This is a genomic window from Janthinobacterium sp. HH106 (assembly GCF_001758725.1).
Taxonomy (GTDB): Bacteria; Pseudomonadota; Gammaproteobacteria; order Burkholderiales; family Burkholderiaceae_D; genus Janthinobacterium.
In genome coordinates this window covers 144,155-162,750 of sequence record NZ_LRIC01000051.1, presented here as the reverse complement: position 1 = coordinate 162,750, position 18,596 = coordinate 144,155, and the positions used below count along the sequence as shown (strand labels likewise).

Below are 18,596 nucleotides of genomic sequence, written 5' to 3'. Positions count from 1 at the left end.
CTTTCTACTTCAGTTGTACGCGAGGATCGACCGCCTGGTACAGCAGGTCGGTGAGCAGGTTGAAGAGCATGGTGGCGGCGGCAACATACACGGTGATCGCCTTGATCACCGGAAAATCGCTGCGCTCGACGGCCAAAATCACTTCACGCCCGATGCCGGGAATGCCGAAAAAACGCTCGAGCAGGAAAGCGCCGATCAGCAGGGCCGGCAAGTTCGACATCACATAGGTAATGATGGGAATGCCGGCATTGCGCAGCACGTGGACCCACATGATGCGGCCTTCCTTGAGGCCCTTGGCGCGCGCCGTGCGCACATAATCCTGATTCGCCTCGTCCAGCACGAAGGTGCGGAACAGGCGCAGGGTCGGTGCAATCGACACGGCCAGACCGATCAGGATGGGCAGGGTCGAATAGCGCAGCAGGTTTTCCCAGAAGCTGTCGCCCCAGCCCTGCACGGGGAACAGGCCCAGCTTGTAGGCAAAGCCGTACTGGAAGACGATGATGTAGACGAGGATGGAAATCGACATGCCCACCGTGCAGGCGATCATCACCATGCGGTCCGTCAGCGAACCGCGCACGAACGCGATGGCCAGCGCCAGCGCCACGCCGAAGAACGTTTCCAGCACGGTCAGCGGGATCAGCACCATCATCGACGGGCCCAGGCGCGAGGTGATGATGTGCGACACGGACTCGCCAGTCGCCCAGCTCTGGCCGAAATCAAAGGTGACGATCTGCTTGATGAAGATCCACAGCTGCACGTAGTACGGCTGGTCGACGCCGAGCTGGCGGCGGATGTTGGCGATGCTTTCCGCACTAGACATCTTACCGGCCAGGATGTAGGCGGGGTCGCCGCCCACCCAGTTGAACAGGATAAACACCAGCAGGACCACGCCCAGCATGGTGGGCAGCATCTGCCACAAGCGGCGCAGGATATAAGCAAACATAATGATTCCTTGTCGTATATGGTGTTAAAAGCGGCCGCGCTTATTTTTTAGCCGAGTCAGCCGCAGGCGCCACCGGCGCGCCCGTGCTGTCGATATCCATATACGCCCATTCCTGGAACAGGATCGGGTGCTTCTTGTAACCGAGCACCGACTTTTGCGCCAGCATGTTGCGGTAGCGCGCGTAGCCGATCAGGGCGCCCGCATTGACTTCCAGGCGGCGCGCCATCTTGTGGAACAGCTCGTCGCGCTCGGGGCTGGCCGGCATGGCCTGGCTGGCCGCGTACCATTTATCGTACTCGGGGTCCTGGTAGCAGCCATTGTTGTTCTGGTGCGTGTTGGGGCCGTAGAACAGCTGCATGAAATTGTCGCCGTCCGGATAGTCGGCCAGCCACGGCGCCGTGCGCGTCTGCATCTTGCACTGCTTTTCCGTCTTCAAGATATCGGAAAAGATCATGCGGTCGTTTTCCATGCGGATGCCCAGCGAGTTGTACGTCTTGCGCCACATTTCCGCCTGCAGCACGCCGTTGGCTTCGTTGCGCGAAGCATAGCGGATCAAGAGCGGCTTGCCGTCCGGCAAAGTACGCCAGCCGTCGGCGCCCTTCTTGTAGCCGAATTTATCGAGCAGCTTGTTGGCCAGCACGGGATCGTATTGCAGCAGGGATTTATAGTGCGGATCGTAGCCGACGACGCCGGGCGGGATCGGATAGTCGAGGCGTTTGGCCTGGCCATTCCAGATGATGCGGATTTCTTCGTCGATATTGTGCGCCATGGCAATCGCGCGGCGCAGGGCGATCTTTTCCTTGCTGAAGCCGCCCAGGGTGGGGTCTTCCATGTTCCAGTAGTAATAGCTGATTTCCGGGTCCAGCAGGCGCGACAGTTGCACGCCCTTCTCCGCCAGCTCGGGACGCAGCTTGCCGTTCAGCAATGCCTTCGGCGCCAGCGGGCCGTCGAGCCAGAACACGTCCGTGCCGCCGCTCTGGAACGACAGCCAGCGCGACTGGTCTTCGATCATCACGGAAATTTCGATGCGGTCGATGGCGGGAATGCGTTTACCCTGCATCTGGCGCACGATGCGCTGGTCGTCCGGGTCGTCGCCGGCCATGAAATTCCACGTTTCCGGCAGGTGCTGCGGGTTGCGGTTCAGGACGATGCGGTTGCCGCGCGTCCATTCACCCAGGGTGTAATAGCCGGTGCCGACGGGATTCGAGCCCACTTCGCCCTTCACATCGCCGTACTTGTCCACCACTTCGCGCGCCACGGCGGCCGTCGGCACGTAGGCGAGGATCATGGGGAAATTGAAATCGGTCTTGGTCAGCGAGATGCGCAGGGTGTACGGGTCGAGGATTTCCAGCCCGGCCACTTTCTTGCTGTAATCGAGCTTGTTCGACTTGGCCGCATCCTTGGCCAGGTCGTCCAGACCCACCACCTTGCCTTCGAACAGCCAGCTGTGCGGCGACGCCAGGCGCGGATCGAACAGGCGCTTCCACGAATACACGTAGTCGGCCATCGTCAGTTCGCGGCGCTTGCCGCCGAACGCGGCGTCAGGCGTGTACAGGATGCCTTTTTTCAGGCGGATGGTATAGGTCTTGCCGTCGGCTGACACTTCCGGCATGGCGGCCGCCGCGCCGGGCACCACCTTGACGGGACGCGCCAGGTAGTCATAGGTGTACAGGGTGTCGAAGACGGCCTGCGTGATGTGGTTCGAATACAGGTCGCGCGCGGTGGCCGGATCGAAGCCCGTCTCGGCGGCCGGCAGGATATAGCGCAAGGTTTTGACCGGCGCGGCCGCGGGGGCAGCGTCAACGGCCACGGCCGCCAGCGGCAGGGTGGCCAGGCAGGCGAGCAGCGCCACGCGCCGCATCCATGGTGACTTCATGTAATACCCTTCATCTCGATTATCTGTCGCACCGTATTGGTGCGCTTGTACTGGCTTCCCCCTGGGATACAGGATTCCACCGCCAAAACCACTCCATCCTCGCAAGATCTATGCCTTGTTCATCGCCAGCCGGACCTGCAAGCAGGCGAGCCGGAAAAAGGCGTAACGATAACGCATATTCCGTTCGCCGGGCGAAAAGCCGCAGCACTGGCGTAGCGTGGCGCCACGCTCACCTGCCTCGCCGGGAGAATCTTCTGCAGCGCAACAAAGACAGGTCGCCGCCATGAAAAACCGGCCTGGCAGTAACCCTTACGGCTTCGAATGACAGCCGTTTTTATCGCAGTACGGAAAATGCGCATCGCAGTGCAACATTGAAATAATTGCAAATATTGAAACACGTCAACATTATAAAAAACACTGTTGTTTCCATGCTGAAAGCGGGTGTGTGTGCGTTGACAAGGTTTCTCGACAAATGGTCTTATCGATCACGACGGCTCACACGATATGCCGTTTGATCCATAGCGATTGCCGACGCAGCAATCTTTATCACCCTGGCAAAGCTGTGCCGCACAAGGGCCGGCCGAGCATACTTTCGGAGTTCTGAGAATGATGATGGAAACAGTGATGTCCCGCTCCGTACGCCTGATTTTTTCGGGTAGCGTAGCAGCGCTCAGCCTGGGCATGATGGCTGCGCCGACAATGGCGCAAGACGCCAATGTACAACGTGTGGAAATTACAGGCTCGAGCATCAAACGGGCTACGGCCGAGACCGCGTCGCCGGTACAGCTCATCACCCGCGACGACTTGATGAAATCGGGCAAGGCCACCGTGGCCGAATACCTGCAAACCCTGACCGCCGATGGCGCCGGCTCCCTGCCGACGGGCTTCGGCAACGGCTTTGCCGCCGGCTCCACGGCCATCTCGCTGCGCGGCCTGGGCGCCACCTCGACCCTGGTCTTGCTCAATGGCCGCCGCATGGCGCCGTTCGCGCGCGCCGATGACGGCCAGAAGAGCTTTACCGACCTGTCCACCGTGCCGATGCAGATCGTCGAGCGCATCGAAATCCTCAAGGACGGCGCCTCGTCGACCTACGGCGCGGACGCCATCGCCGGCGTCGTCAACATCATCCTGCGCAAGGACTTCGAAGGCCTGACCCTGAAAGGCGACACGGGCATCTCCGGCGACAGCGACGCCAAGCAGCACCGCGCCTCGCTGACCTTCGGCAAGGGCAACCTGGATACGGATAAATTCAACTTCGTCCTCAATGCCGAGTACAGCAAATCGGACATGCTGATGAACAATGACCGCGCCGGCCGCAAATGGATAGGCAAGGCCGACCTGCGTCCGTATGGCTATGCGATCAACACCCAGTTCGCCGGCGGCTACATCAATGGCAACAACGACGCCAATCCCTCGCCGACGGGCCTGATCCGCGACCCCGTCACCAACAACTATGTATCCCTGCCCGGCTGCTCCAGCTTGTCCGTGTCTTCGCCGCAAGATCCGAAGGGCGGCTGCCTGTGGCACCACGACCAGTTCCGCTCGATGCAGCCGAAGATCGAATCGATCAACCTGTACACGCGCGGCACCTGGCAAGTCAATGCCGACACCCAGGTGTATGCGGAAGCGGGCTACTCGAAGCGCGATACGGCCTTCACCCTGATCCCGCCATCGATCACGCCGACCATCGCCTTCCCGCCGAACGCCACCAGCCCGACTGGCGTCGTCAACTACGGTTCCGGCGCCGGTACCACCATTGTGCTGGCCGCCAACCATCCGCAAAATCCGTATGGCGTGCCGGTGCGCGTGCGCTACCAGGCTTTCGATGCGGGCGCCAGCACGCGCCAGGCCAACAATGAGTTCAACCGCATCGTGCTCGGCGTCAAGGGCAACGCCATGGGCTGGGACTACGATGCCGGCTATACGCACTCGGAATCGAAGCTGCACCTCGATTACAGCAATATGCTGAACATGGCCGTCGTCAAGGATGCGCTGGGCAATCCGAACAGCCAATATTTCCCGTACTACATCGGCGCGCAGGCGGGCAAGAATCCCGCCTCGCTGTACGCAGCCATGGTGACGAACGCCACCTCCGATTCCACCACCAAGCTCGACATCATCGACTTCAAGGCATCGCGCGAGCTGATGCAGTTGCCGGGCGGCACCCTGGGCCTGGCCGTGGGCGCGGAACACCGCCGCGACAAGCTCGACAATCCTTCGCTGTCGGGCACGCAGGACGGTTCCATCAACTCCAGCTATGTGGCGGCCAAGGGCGACAGCAAGGTCTCGGCCGTGTTCCTCGAAGTGCTGGCGCCCGTCATCAAGACGGTGGAGCTATCGGGCGCCTTGCGTTACGACAAATATGACCGTTTCTCGTCGACCACGCCGAAACTGGGCGCCAAGTGGACGCCGGTGAAAACCTTCGCCGTGCGCGGCACGTATTCGGAAGGCTTCCGCGCGCCAGGACCGGCGGAAAGCAATGCCAATTCGCAATCGACGGGCACCTCGACCGTCAGCGATCCCGTGCGCTGCCCGGGCGGCACCCGCCTGCCGGGCGCCAATGCCAGCGATTGCGAACTGCAGGTGGCGGCCGTCAAGATCGGCGACCCGAGCCTGAAGCCGGAAAAGTCCAAGGGCTACACCCTGGGCCTGGTGTGGGATCCGTTCAACGATACCAGCCTGTCGCTCGATGCCTGGAAGATCAAGCGCGAAAACGAGATCAACCCGCTGCCGTACAACGAAGCGGCCGCCCTGCCGACGGCCGTGCGCGCCGACAATAACCTGACCATCAATGGCGTAGTGGTGCCGAACACGGGCACCTTGCTGATCACCAAGGCACCGTACCGCAACTCCAGCTACACGGAGATCAAGGGTATCGACCTGGACGTCAAGCAGCGCGTACGCCTGGGCGACTACGGCCGCGCCACGTTCGGCCTGACCTGGACCCACATCGCCTCGTGGGTGCGCGCCGAGTCGGCCACCGTGCGCTACCAGTTCGCCGGCACGCATGGCAATTGCGATACCTCCAACTGTGCCGGCACGCCGAAGGACAAGATCAATCTGACCGGCTCGTGGGACCTGGGCAACTGGAACGTCAGCGGCGTGCTGAACTACCGTTCGGATATGAAAAATATCAAGTTTGAAGGCGATCCTTGCGCCTCCAAACTGGCGAACGGCACGCCGGCGCCGAACGGTTGCAAGCTCGCCTCGTTCACCACGCTCGACCTGTCGAGCCGCTGGAACGTCAACAAACAGTTGCAACTGTTTGCCTCGATCAACAACGTGACCGACAAGATCGCCCCGCTCGACCCGCTGACCTACGGCGGCATGAGCTATAACCCGATGGATGCCAGCGGCGCCATCGGCCGCTACTTCAAACTGGGCGCCAGCTACAAGTTTTTCTAAGCATAAACCCGTATCCTGGCGCAAGGCGGTGAGCAATCACCGCCTTTTTTTCGTCCGCGACTGTGGCGCAAGGCACTCATCCACACGCCTATTGCGCCAGCGCAAACCTGACCTGCTGTGCGCCTGTAAAACTCCCTTGCAGGCCACTTGGCCCATGACCAAGCCACAGGAGTGTCAGATGACGCAAACCCGCAGTCCCTCCCCTACCTTGCGCCTGTTGTGCGCTGCCCTGCTCGGCGCGTATGGCCATGCGGCCATGGCGCAGGACACCGGCGCCGCCGGCGAGCCTCCCGCCATGCAGCGCGTCGAAGTCACCGGTTCCTCGATCAAGCGCCTCGTCTCGGAAACGGCGACACCCCTGTCCATCTTCAAGGCCGAGGATTTCGCCAAACAGGGCCTGACGACGGCCCAGGAAGTGCTCAGCAAGATACCCTCGAATGCGTCCAGCATGGGCAGCGGCAATGCCGTCGGCGGCAATACCAGCGGCTTGCCCACGGGCGGCCAGGCCAGCGCCGACTTGCGCGGCCTGGGCGGCGACAAGACCCTGGTCCTGCTCAATGGCCGGCGCATCGCCAACCATCCGTATGACGGCGCCAGCGTCGACCTGAACATCATTCCGATTGCCGCCCTCGAGCGCGTCGAAGTGCTGCGCGACGGCGCCTCGGCCATCTATGGCACGGACGCCATCGGCGGCGTCATCAACTTCATCACCAAGCGCTCGGTCAACGTCACGAACATCACGGCCGAAGTGGTCGCCCCCGAACACAAGGGCGGCGGCGAGCACCGCATCAACCTGTCGACGGGTTTCGGCAAGCTCGACACGGACGGCTACAATATCTTCGGCGTGCTCGACTACCACAAGCAAAACGTGCTCACGTCGCAGGACCGTGCTTTTTCAGCCACCGGCATCGTCCCCTCGCGCGGCCTGTCCATTACCAGCGGCACGACGTTTCCTGGCAACTACTTCGATGCGGCGGCCAACGGCGGCAATGGCCTGGCCGGCAACCCCTACGCGGCCAGCGGCTGCCTGCCGCCGCTGTCGGTACCGGCCGTGCCGGCGAACGGCACCTGCCGCCAGGATTACACGCGCCAGATCGACGACTTGCCCGCACAGCAGCAAATAGCCTTCTTCGGCAAGGGCGCTTTCAAGCTGGGCGGCGGCCACCTGGCCACGGTGGAATACCTGCATTCGGAAAACAAGGTGAAGGCACGCACGGCGCCGCCGCCGCAAACGGGCCTGATTCTGCCCATCAGCAGCAAATATTATCCGGGCAATGCGGGCGGCGTACCGGCCCAGCCGGGCTTGTCGGGCCAGCCGCTGAGCGTCAACTGGCGCCCCGTCGAGGCGGGCCAGCGGCAGATCGATTCGGACGGCAAGGCGGACCGCCTGGTGCTGGCCCTCGAAGGCGAGCTGGCCGGCTGGGACTACAAGACGGGCCTGAGCCATGCCATCAGCAAGTCGTCGGAAAAATTCACGAACGGCTATGTGCAGGATGCGGGCTTTGCCGCCGGCGTGCTGAACGGCATCCTCAATCCCTTCGGCGAGCAGGATGCGGCCGGCAAGGCTTACCTGGCCAGCACGGCACTGCGCGGCGAAGTGCAAAGCGCCAAGGTCACCACCACGGGCTTCGACATCAAGGGCAGCCGCGAACTGATGCAGCTGGCCGGCGGCCCGCTGGCCATCGCGCTGGGCGGCGAGGCGCGGCGCGAAAAGGCCGACTTCAACGTCAACCGCGACATCGCCGGCCAGGCTGCCAGTTCCGGTCTGTCGGGCTCGCTGTCGAAGAGCGGTTCGCGTACCATCGAAGCTGTCTTCGGCGAAGTCAACTTGCCGCTGATCAAGGACCTGGAAGTGCAGCTGGCCGCCCGCTTCGACCACTACAGCGACGTGGGCAGCACCACCAATCCGAAACTGGCCCTGCGCTACCAGGCCAGCAGCGCGCTGGTGCTGCGCGGCTCGGCCAGCACGGGTTTCCGCGCGCCCACCCTGTTTGAAAAGAATGCGCCGCCGTCGAAGAACGATACCAACGATACCTATGACGACCCGATTTTGTGCCCCGGCGGCGTGCCGCAGCCCGGTGCCAACCCCTTGCGCGATTGCGACCTGCAGCAATTCAAGCTACAGGGCGGCAATGAAAAGCTGAAACCGGAAAAATCCACGACCTTTGCCGTCGGCCTCGTGCTCGAACCCATCAAGGAAGTCACGCTCGCCATCGATTACTGGAACATCCATTTGAAGGACAAGATTTCGTCCTTGCCCGAGCAATCGATCTTCGGCAACTACGAAAAATACAAGGCCTTGTTCCTGCGCAATCCCGATGGTTCGCCCTACGCCATCCTGGACTTGAACGACAATCTCGGCGAAGTGAAAACGGACGGCATCGACGTCAGCCTCAATGCGCGCCTGGCCCGTGGCGCGTATGGCGATGTCAGCGTGTCGGTCGATGGCACGTGGACCCGCAAGTATGACTACCAGAACGAACGGGGCGGCGCCTTCATTGCCAACGTGGGCCGCTACGCGGACAACAATCCCGTGTTCCGCTGGAAACATACGGCCGCGCTGAACTGGCGCATGGGCAACTGGGGCGCCACCGTATCGCAATCGTTCAAGTCCGGCTACACGGATCAGAATCTGGTGGATCCGCAGTTCCGCCACGATGTGCCGTCGTACAGCCTGCTGAACGTGTCGGGCAGCTACGCGTGGAAAGGCTTGCTGCTGACGGCCGGCGTGAAAAACCTGTTCGACAGGGAACCGCCGTTCTCGAACCAGGGCACCTTGTTCCAGAAAGGTTACGACCCGCGTTACACGGACCCGATCGGGCGCGCCTGGTACTTGCGCGGCAGCTATACGTTTTAAGGGGAATTTTCAGGTCAATAGATAAAACAGGCAGCGCTGGCAACAGCGTGCCAGCAACAGAAAAGCGGCGCCATCAGCAATGATGTGCGCCGTTTTATTTTACGCATCTGAGCAAGGCTGACAAGGGTTCACGATACTTTATTGCTGAAGGATTACAAAAAAAACAGGGAAATGTTGCATTTCGTCCAAAAAGTCCGCGTGAAATTGACAATCTGAATCGTGAATGTTTTGATGAGGGCCCAGAAAATTTACAGAATTTTCATTGGTGGATTTTCAAAAAGGCAAATAAATTGTTGGCAAGCAACAAGTTATTTCAAAATAATTGCCGCCTTTATCACAATAACAAGGAATTTCAGATGATGATAGAAAATGTAATATCGCGGTCGCTGCGCCTGATGTTTGCAGGCGGCATGGCCCTGAGCATGCACGCCGCGTACGCACAAGAAACAACAGATGGCACCATGCAACGCGTGGAAGTCACGGGTTCGAGCATCAAGCGCATCGCTTCCGAAGCGTCGCTGCCGGTGCAGTCGTTCAACCAGAAAGACATCAAGAAAACCGGCGTCACCACGGTGACCGATTTCATCCAGCAAATTCCTGCGATGCAGGGCTTCTCCGTGGCCGCCGATTCGGTGGGCGGCGGCGGTGGCGGCGTCACCACGGCCTCGATCCACGATATCGGCGCGGCCTACACGCTGGTGCTGCTGAACGGCCGCCGTATCGCGCCATCCAATTCCGGCACCACCATCGACCTCAATTCGATCCCCCTGTCGGCCATCGAGCGCGTGGAAGTGCTGACGGACGGCGCCTCGGCCCTGTACGGCGCCGACGCCATCGCCGGCGTGGTCAACTTCATCCTGAAAAAAGGCGCATCGCCGCTGGAAATCAATGCCAAGTATTCGCGTCCTGAAGAAAAAGGCGGCGCCAGCAACTCGATCTCGATCAGCAAGGGCTTCGGCGATATCGACGAAGACGGCTACAGCATCTTCGTGTCGGCCAGCCATGACGAACAAAAATCGCTGAAGGCATCGCAGCGCAGCTTCGCGAAAAGCGGCATCATCAATTTCAACGATCCGAAGACCGGCAAGGCACTGCAATTCATCAACGGTTCCTCGCGCTCGGCCCCTGGCAATGCCACGGTCGATTACAAACGCACCGATGCGAACGGTAATGTGGTCATCAACCCAGAGACCAACAAGCCCTTCATCGACAACGTCAATCTGAACCCGTACGCCCTGGCCCATGGCGGCAAATGCGCCGCCAGCAACATGGATTTCTATGGCGACGGCAACTGCTATTTCGATTCGCCATCGACCATCGAAATCAATCCCGAATCGAAGCGCGACGCCATCTTCAGCTCGGGCACCGTCAAGCTGGGCAAAACCGGCTTCCAGGGTTTCTATGACCTCGCCTACACGGAAGCGCGCGTCGTCGCCAGCATCGCGCCGTACCCGGCCGATTTCTCCGTCGATGTCGGCTCGCCGCTGTTCAACAAATATCTGGCGCCGAACCTGACGCCGGCGCAGTTGGCCAACGCCACGGGCGCCGTCGCAAAATACCGCCTGTCGGAAATGGGCAACCGCGTGTACGACTACGGCACCAAGGCCACTCACATCGTCGCCGGCATCGATGGCAATGCATTCGGCTGGGACATCAACTCGGCCGTGACGTACTCGAAAAACAAGCAGACGCAGAAATACGTCAGCGGCTTCCCGCTGGCCGACAAATTCGACGCGCAAGTAGCCGCCGGCAATATCGACCCGTTCGCCTACCCTGTCGGTTCCATGCCGGACGCCATGCGCCAGGCCCTGCTGGGCACGGGCTTCAGCGGCACCTACAACACGCAAACCGTGGAAATGAAGGGCATCGACGGCCGCGCTTCGCGCCCTGTGTTCTCGCTGCCAGGCGGCACGGCCATGCTGGGTGTGGGCGCCGACTACCGCAACACCTCGTACAAGGTGAAGCAGGCCGACGTCGCCAGGCAGGCGCAGATCCTGTTTGACAATGCACAAGTCGACAGCGAATACGCGCGCGACAATGCCGGCGCCTACGCCGAGCTGATGATGCCGATCTCGAAAAAACTGGAAATGACCGGCTCGCTGCGTTATGACCAGATCGGATCCATCGACGACAAGCTGACAGGCAAGACGGTAGGCAAGAAAGAAAACGCCACCACCTGGAAAGTCAGCGGCAAGTATTCCGCCACCAAGAGCCTGATGTTCCGCGCCGCTGCCGGTACCGGCTTCCGCGCCGCCAGCATGCAGGAAATCGCTGGCCCACTGGAAGACTGGGGCGTCACGGGCGGTAACTACCAATGCCCATTGACGGCGGCGAACGGCATGGGCGGCCACCCGCTGGCCGGCTACTGCAGCGGCGTCGGACGCCAGCAGTTCGAAGCCTTCCAGGGCGGCAACCCGGACCTGAAGCCGGAAACGTCGAAGCAATGGAGCATCGGTACCGTGTTCGAGCCGATCGACAGCCTGTCGATGTCGTTCGACCTGTGGAACGTGGAAATCCGCGACCAGGTCACGGCGGTTTCGGAAGGCCTGATCTTCAACGATCCTGCCAAGTACGCCAACCTGTTCACCACCAAGCACATCAGCTCGACGGGCAAGGACGTGTTGGCCATCAAGCTGCTGCCGATTAACATCGGCAAGGTGGAAAACCGCGGTATCGACTACGACTTCACCCATAAGATGAAGCTGCTGGATGGCCGCCTGACGAGCCGCCTGATGGGTACCTACCTGCTGCGTTCGCGCTACACGACGCCGGGCACCGATGATCAATGGGAAACCAGCCTGAATCGCTACGGTTCGAACGACAAGGTCAGCTTCCGCAACATCATCCGCGCCACCACCTCGTATGAGACGGCCAAGTTCACGCATACGCTGAGCGCCAGCTACCGCAACGGCTACACGGACAAGGAACAGACGGCTGACGATTGCGCCGTGATCGTGGCCGGCAGCCCTGGCGAATGCTATGGCATCCAGCTGGAAGTGCCGAGCTACACCACCTTCGACTTCCAGACGGCTTACCGTCCGCTGAAGAACGTGGAAATCACGGGCGGCATCCTGAACCTGTTCGACCGCAATCCGCCGTTCACCCTGCGTAACACGGGTTCGCATCAAGTGGGCTACAACCCATCGTACTCGAGCGCCCTGGGCCGCCAGTTCTACCTGAGCGGTTCCTACAAGTTCTAAGCTTCCTGTCAGCTGAAAACTGAAAAAGCCCGGAAAGCTTATCTTTCCGGGCTTTTTTTCATGCTGCGCGCCATGTTAGTCCGCGTCGCCCTGCAAGCGGCGCTGCTTCACGGCCGCCGCCAGGTTTTCCAGCACGGCCACGCTGGCGCTCCAGTCGATGCAGCCGTCCGTGACGGACTGGCCATAGATCAATTCCTTGCCGGGGATCAAATCCTGGCGCCCCGCCACCAGATGCGATTCCACCATCACGCCGACGATGCGGCCATCGCCGCCCGCCACCTGGCTGGCGATGTCGGCGCACACGGGGATCTGGTTTTCCGGTTTTTTCGAGCTGTTCGCATGCGAGGCGTCGATCATCAGGCGCGCCGCCAGCCCTTGCGCGGCGATGGCCTTGCACGCCTCGTCCACGCTGGCCGCGTCATAGTTCGGCGTTTTTCCGCCGCGCAAGATGATATGGCAATCCTCGTTGCCGTTGGTCGAGACGATGGCCGAGTGGCCGCCCTTCGTGACGGAAAGAAAATGGTGCGGCTGCGAGGCGGCCTTGATGGCTTCCACGGCGATCTTCACATTGCCGTCCGTGCCATTCTTGAAGCCAACCGGGCACGACAATCCCGACGCCAGCTCGCGGTGCACCTGCGACTCCGTCGTGCGCGCGCCGATGGCGCCCCAGCTGATCAGGTCGGCGATGTATTGCGGGCTGATGACGTCGAGGAACTCGGTACCGGCAGGCAAACCCAGCTCATTGATATCGCGTAACAATTCGCGCGCCATTCGCAAGCCGTCGTTGATGCGGAAGCTGTTGTCCATGTACGGGTCGTTGATCAAGCCCTTCCAGCCCACCGTGGTGCGCGGCTTCTCGAAGTAGACGCGCATGACGATTTCCAGTTCGCCCGCGAAACGCGCGCGCTCCTTGACCAGCAGGCGCGCATATTCCATTGCCGCCTTGGTGTCGTGGATGGAGCAAGGCCCGATCACCACCATCAGGCGGTCGTCCTGGCCATGCAAAATGCGGTGCAGGGCGATACGGGCGCTGGCGGCGGTCTGTCCGGCTTGCTCCGAGCAGGCGAATTCGCGGATCAGGTGGGACGGCGGGGTCAATTCCTTCATTTCGCGAATTCGCAAATCATCGGTGCGGGGCATCATTTTCTCCAAAATTTAAGGATGGGTAAAACATCTGGGTAAAAAAAAACCGCCATCAGTGGCGGTTTTTTAGAATGTGCTGGGGTCTCGTTTTTTGCTGCTACGTGAACCGACCGCTACTCCACCGCCTTTGGGGTAGGAATTGCTAAAGTAAAAATAAGCGGTAAAAAAGTGGCGAGCGAACATGCGAGTCATCCCTAAGTGATGATCGACTATAAACCTAAATCGCAAGGGTTGGCAAGCGTATTTGTCGGCAAAGCCGCATGCCGCTGCCGTTTCACACTGAAAAACACGCCAAAAAGCGTAAAAAGTTGCGCGCTGCAGGTCCGCACCGGCTGGCCAACAACGCTGGGGCCGCCGTGGCGCGCACGCCACGCCAGCCCGTTTTGACCTTGGGAAGCGACGCACTACTGATGTAGATCGAATCCCCGCCAGGCCGCACGGCCAAGACTGCAAGGTGTACCTCACCTTTTTCTGTCTGACCTTCCGGAGACTCGCATGATCTACAAACAATCTGTCCATCCATTTTCACCGCCACGCATGGGCCTGGCTCTGGCAAGCGCCCTGCTCGCCCTGCCCGTCCTGGCACAGGAAGCGGCTCCCATTGCCCGCGTGGAAATCACCGGCTCGAACATCCGCCGCGCGCAGGCGGAAACGGCGTCGGCCGTGCAAACCCTGAACGCGGCCGACATTGAAAAATCGGGCAAGTCCAGCGTGGCCGAACTGCTGCAGACCCTGGCCGTCGACAACCAGGGCTCCGTGCCCACTACCTTCGGCAACGGCTTTGCCGCCGGCGCTTCCGGCGTGTCGCTGCGGGGCCTGGGCACGGCCTCGACCCTGGTGCTGCTGAACGGGCGCCGCGTGGCGCCATATGGCCTGGCCGACGATGGCCAGAAGGTATTTGCCGACCTGAACATCATTCCCCTGGAAGCGGTGGAACGGGTGGAAATCCTCAAGGATGGCGCCTCGGCCATCTACGGTTCGGACGCCATCGCCGGCGTGGTCAACGTGATCCTGCGGCGCGACTACCAGGGCACGGCCATCAAGGGCAATTACGGCAAAACGAAGGAATGGGACGGGCGCGACGCGCGCGCCGCCATCACGCACGGCTTCGGCGACATCGACAGCGACCGCTACAACGTGCTGCTGAACCTCGAGTACAGCGAAAAGGCCGCCATCTGGAACCGCGACCGGGCCGGACGGGGCGCCGTCGGCCGCAGCGACTTGCGCGACCAGGGCTTCAGCGCGCAGGAGTCGCTCAGCGGCGCGGGCGCCATCACCACCAACAACGCGGCCGGCAGCGCCGTCAACGGCAATGTGCGCAATCCCGACACGCTCGACTACTACAACCGCGGCAACCTGGCCGGCGTGGGCTTTACGCGCACCTTCCCCGGCGCCGCCTGCGGCAACTTCACCACACATCCGCAGGGCGACCCGGGCGGCGGCTGCCTGACCGATGCCGCGCAGCAATACGGCCAGATCCAGCCCAAGCAAAAGAACATTAATTTCTTCGGCCGCGCCGCCTGGCAACTGACGCCTGCCTTGCAAACGTATGCCGAATTGAACGTGTATCACAGCGAATCGAATTCCGTCACCACGCCCTCGACGGTCAGCGGTTCGGTCGGCTATCCGGGCGGCCCCGTCAGCAATGCCGGCGTGTCGCTCGGTGCTGCGCACCCGGACAACCCGTATTTCGGCACGGCGGCGCGGCTGCGCTACCTGGCGGCCGACGTAGGGCCGCGCCTGTCGGAAGTCGACTCCACCTTCACGCGCTTCGTGGCCGGCATCAAGGGTAGCGTGGCGGGCTGGGATATCGACAGCGCCTTGCTGTACTCGCAGAACAAGGTCTCGAACGACTTGAACGGCTATCTGCAGCGCGACGTCGCCTTCGCCCTGCTCAACCCGACAGCCGCCAATGTGGCGGCTGCCAGCCTGAACCCCGCGTATGCGGCCCTGCCGGCGGGCAGCCTGTGGCGCATCGCGGAAAACGCGGGCCTCAATTCGCCCGCGCTGTACGCGGCCCTGTCGCCACGCATCTCGAACGACGCCAAGACGCATATCGCACAGATCGACTTCAAGGCCAGCCGCGAGGTGGCCAAGCTCGACGGCGGCGGCCTCGGTGTGGCCGTGGGCGCAGAATTCCGTCACGAAGCGACGGAACTCAAACCCACCACGGGCACGGAACGGGGCAATATCATTGGCCTCGGCTATTCCGCCTACAAGGGCAGCCGCAACGCCTCGGCCATCTATGCCGAAGTGCTGGCGCCCGTGCTGAAAACCGTGGAACTGTCGGGCGCCCTGCGCGCCGACCATTTTACCGACGTGGGCAATTCCTACACGCCGAAAGTGGGCGTGAAATGGACGCCCATACGCGAACTGGCCCTGCGCGGCACCTTTGCCAAGGGCTTCCGCGCTCCAAGCGCGGCGGAAAACGGCGTCGGCGGCCTGGCCGCGTTCTCCACTGCCAGCGATCCGCTGCGCTGCGCGCTGGGCGTGGAAGTGGCCTGCGATCCGGCGCCGATCGCCGTCATCACCTCGCCCAATCCGAACCTGTCGCCCGAACGTTCGCGCAGCTATTCCGTGGGCGCCGTGTGGGACCCGCTGCCGCGCAGCAGCATTTCCGTCGACCTGTGGCAAATCCGCCGCAAGAATGAAATCAACCAGGAGCAGACGGATGCGGCCATTGCCGCCGGCAACGTGGCGCGCGACCCGTCCACGGCCACCGGTATTCCCGGCGATCCGGGCGCCATCACGGCCGTGCTGGCCAACTATGTGAATTCGGCGCAAACGACGGTGCGCGGCATCGATATCGACGCGCGCCAGCGCTTCAACCTGGGCAGCGACTATGGCAACCTGGTGTTCGACCTGAAGTGGACGCACCTGTACAAATGGCTGCGCACGGAACAGGATGGCACGCAGCGCGATTTCGCCGGCACGCATGGCAATTGCGACGTGTCCAACTGCATGGGCACGCCGGACGACCGCATCAATCTGGGCGCCACCTGGGAACGCCAGAACTGGCGCGTCACGGCCAACGTCAACTACCGCGCCCCGCTCGACAACGTGCGGTTCAAGAATGACCCGGACGGCTGCGCCACGCATTTTGCCGACGGCACGGACGCGCCGCGCGGCTGCCGCATCGCCTCGTTCACCACGGTGGACCTGACGGCCCGCTGGCTGGCCACGCCCAAGCTGGAAGTGTTTGCGACGATACAAAACCTGTTCGACAAGATCGCCCCGCTCGACCCGCTGACGTATGGCGCCACGGGCTACAACCCGCTCGACTACGCGGGCGCGGCGGGACGCTTCATCAGTGCGGGGGTGAAATACAAGTTCTGAAAAATCGGGAGCGTAGGTCGGATTAGCGGGGCGCAGCCACGCGTAACCCGACAACCGTGTTGACGCGGCCGGCAGTGGTGTCGGGTTACGCGCCTTGCGCTAACCCGATCTACGCGAGCGCCATCTCGGAAAAGTAGGCCGGATTAGCCCGGAGGGCGTAATCCGACAATCGCGTTGACCTCACAGCAGGTAGGTCGGATTAGCGGGGCGCAGCCACGCGTCATCCGACAACCGTGTTGACGCGGCTGGCAATGGTGTCGGGTTACGCGCCTTGCGCTAACCCGAGCTACGCGAGCGCCATCTCGGAAAAGTAGGCCGGATTAGCCCGGAGGGCGTAATCCGACAACCGTGTTGGCCGCGCAGTGTCCAGAAAAATCAGGCCATGCCGCCGACCGTGATGCCGTCGAGGCGCAAGGTCGGCTGCCCCACGCCCACGGGCACGCTTTGCCCTTCCTTGCCGCACACGCCCACGCCCGAGTCGAGGCGCATGTCGTTGCCGATCATGGAGACGCGGTTGAGCACGTCCGGGCCGTTGCCGATCAGGGTGGCGCCCTTCACCGGATAGCTGAGCTTGCCGTTTTCGATCATGTACGCTTCGCTGGCCGAAAAGACGAACTTGCCATTCGTGATGTCGACCTGGCCACCGCCGAAGTTGACGGCATACAAGCCGTTTTTCACGGAAGCGAGGATCTCGCCCGGGTCCTGGTCGCCACCCAGCATATACGTATTCGTCATGCGCGGCATGGGCAGGTGGGCGAACGATTCGCGGCGCGCGTTGCCCGTCACGGGCATCTTCATCAGGCGCGCGTTCATCGTGTCCTGGATGTAACCCTTCAGGATGCCGTCTTCGATCAGGGTCGTGCACTGCGTGGGATTGCCCTCGTCGTCGATATTGAGCGAACCGCGCCGGCCGGCCAGGGTGCCGTCATCGACCACGGTGACGCCCTTGGCCGCCACGCGTTCGCCGATGCGTCCCGAAAACGCGGACGAACCCTTGCGGTTGAAATCGCCTTCCAGGCCATGGCCGATCGCTTCGTGCAGCAAGATGCCGGGCCAGCCCGGTCCCAGCACGATGGTCATGGGCCCGGCGGGCGCGGGGCGCGCTTCCAGGTTCACCAGCGCCGAATTGACGGCATCGCTGGCATATTGCTCCAGCACGGCATCGCTGAAATAGTCGTAGCTGAAACGCCCGCCGCCACCGGCCGAGCCCGTTTCGCGGCGGCCATTCTGTTCCGCGATCACGGTCAGCGACACGCGCACCAGCGGGCGGATGTCGGCCGCCAGCACGCCGTCGCTGCGCAGCACCAGCACCACGTCGTACTCGCCGGCCAGGCCCGCCATCACTTGCACCACCCGGGGGTCTTTCGCCCGCGCCATCTTTTCCACGCGCTCGAGCAGCTGCACCTTGGCCGTGGCATCGAGCGAGGCGAGCGGATCGTTGGGCAGGTACAGCGAGCGTCCGCCCTGCGGCTGCATCCGGCCCGCGATCTTGATTCTGCCGGCGCCCGCGCGCGCAATCGTGCGCGTGGCCGCTGCCGCTTCCAGCAGGGCCCGCTCGGAAATGTCATCGGAGTACGCAAACGCCGTCTTGTCGCCGGACACGGCGCGTACGCCCACGCCCTGGTCGATGGAAAAGCTGCCCGTCTTGACGATGCCCTCTTCCAGGCTCCAGCCTTCGCTCTTGGTCGACTGGAAATACAGGTCGGCATAGTCGACCTTGTGCGTAAACATCGTGCCCAGGGCTTTGAGCAGCTTGTCTTCGTCCAGGCCGAACGGCGTGAGCAGGATATCGCGCGCCACGGCCAGGCTGGACAGATTGGGTTCAAATGGAATCAT

Annotated in this window: 8 protein-coding genes; 4 read left to right on the top strand and 4 right to left on the bottom strand. The window is 62.1% G+C overall.

The features are described 5' to 3' along the window. Positions 1-4: 4 nt before the first annotated feature. Positions 5-943: an ABC transporter permease gene (locus JAB8_RS20215; protein ID WP_070219240.1), complete on the bottom strand. Its 939-nt coding sequence runs from the start codon at positions 941-943 to the stop codon at positions 5-7. Between the two features lie 40 nt (positions 944-983). Then, on the bottom strand, positions 984-2,819 hold the full coding sequence (locus JAB8_RS20210) for an ABC transporter substrate-binding protein (protein WP_070291152.1): 1,836 nt from the start codon (positions 2,817-2,819) through the stop codon (positions 984-986). 624 nt (positions 2,820-3,443) lie between these two features. Here JAB8_RS20210 and JAB8_RS20205 point away from each other — a divergent pair. From JAB8_RS20205 to JAB8_RS20195, 3 genes are all read left to right on the top strand, one after another. Beyond that, positions 3,444-6,224 carry a TonB-dependent receptor gene (locus JAB8_RS20205; RefSeq protein WP_070291151.1) on the top strand — a complete coding sequence of 927 codons (2,781 nt, stop codon included), beginning with the start codon at positions 3,444-3,446 and terminating at the stop codon, positions 6,222-6,224. A 178-nt stretch (positions 6,225-6,402) separates the two neighbouring features. Further along, positions 6,403-9,081: a TonB-dependent receptor gene (locus JAB8_RS20200; RefSeq protein ID WP_083287819.1), complete on the top strand. Its 2,679-nt coding sequence runs from the start codon at positions 6,403-6,405 to the stop codon at positions 9,079-9,081. Between the two features lie 356 nt (positions 9,082-9,437). Then, positions 9,438-12,281 (top strand): TonB-dependent receptor, encoded by a 2,844-nt coding sequence (locus JAB8_RS20195; RefSeq protein WP_070291150.1) that lies wholly within the window; start codon positions 9,438-9,440, stop codon positions 12,279-12,281. 75 nt (positions 12,282-12,356) lie between these two features. On the opposite strand, the gene aroG is transcribed toward JAB8_RS20195, so the two are convergent. Continuing rightward, the gene (aroG, locus tag JAB8_RS20190) at positions 12,357-13,421 is read right to left on the bottom strand and encodes a 3-deoxy-7-phosphoheptulonate synthase AroG (RefSeq protein ID WP_070219338.1); all 1,065 of its coding nucleotides are present in this window, start codon (positions 13,419-13,421) and stop codon (positions 12,357-12,359) included. Positions 13,422-13,919: 498 nt separating this feature from the next. On the opposite strand from aroG, the gene JAB8_RS20185 reads away from it, so the two are divergent. Beyond that, positions 13,920-16,760 (top strand): TonB-dependent receptor, encoded by a 2,841-nt coding sequence (locus JAB8_RS20185; protein ID WP_070291149.1) that lies wholly within the window; start codon positions 13,920-13,922, stop codon positions 16,758-16,760. 375 nt (positions 16,761-17,135) lie between these two features. On the opposite strand, the gene tldD is transcribed toward JAB8_RS20185, so the two are convergent. After that, entirely contained in the window at positions 17,136-18,596 is a 1,461-nt protein-coding gene (tldD, locus tag JAB8_RS20180; RefSeq protein ID WP_070291148.1) for a metalloprotease TldD, read from the bottom strand.

What these genes read in the sequence shown, in the direction of transcription:
- JAB8_RS20215 (WP_070219240.1), bottom strand. Translation starts at nt 943, where the DNA reads ATGTTTGCTTATATCCTGCGCCGCTTGTGGCAGATGCTGCCCACCATG.
- JAB8_RS20210 (WP_070291152.1), bottom strand. Translation starts at nt 2,819, where the DNA reads ATGAAGTCACCATGGATGCGGCGCGTGGCGCTGCTCGCCTGCCTGGCC.
- JAB8_RS20205 (WP_070291151.1), top strand. Translation starts at nt 3,444, where the DNA reads ATGTCCCGCTCCGTACGCCTGATTTTTTCGGGTAGCGTAGCAGCGCTC.
- JAB8_RS20200 (WP_083287819.1), top strand. Translation starts at nt 6,403, where the DNA reads ATGACGCAAACCCGCAGTCCCTCCCCTACCTTGCGCCTGTTGTGCGCT.
- JAB8_RS20195 (WP_070291150.1), top strand. Translation starts at nt 9,438, where the DNA reads ATGATGATAGAAAATGTAATATCGCGGTCGCTGCGCCTGATGTTTGCA.
- aroG (WP_070219338.1), bottom strand. Translation starts at nt 13,421, where the DNA reads ATGCCCCGCACCGATGATTTGCGAATTCGCGAAATGAAGGAATTGACC.
- JAB8_RS20185 (WP_070291149.1), top strand. Translation starts at nt 13,920, where the DNA reads ATGATCTACAAACAATCTGTCCATCCATTTTCACCGCCACGCATGGGC.
- tldD (WP_070291148.1), bottom strand. Translation starts at nt 18,596, where the DNA reads ATGATTCCATTTGAACCCAATCTGTCCAGCCTGGCCGTGGCGCGCGAT.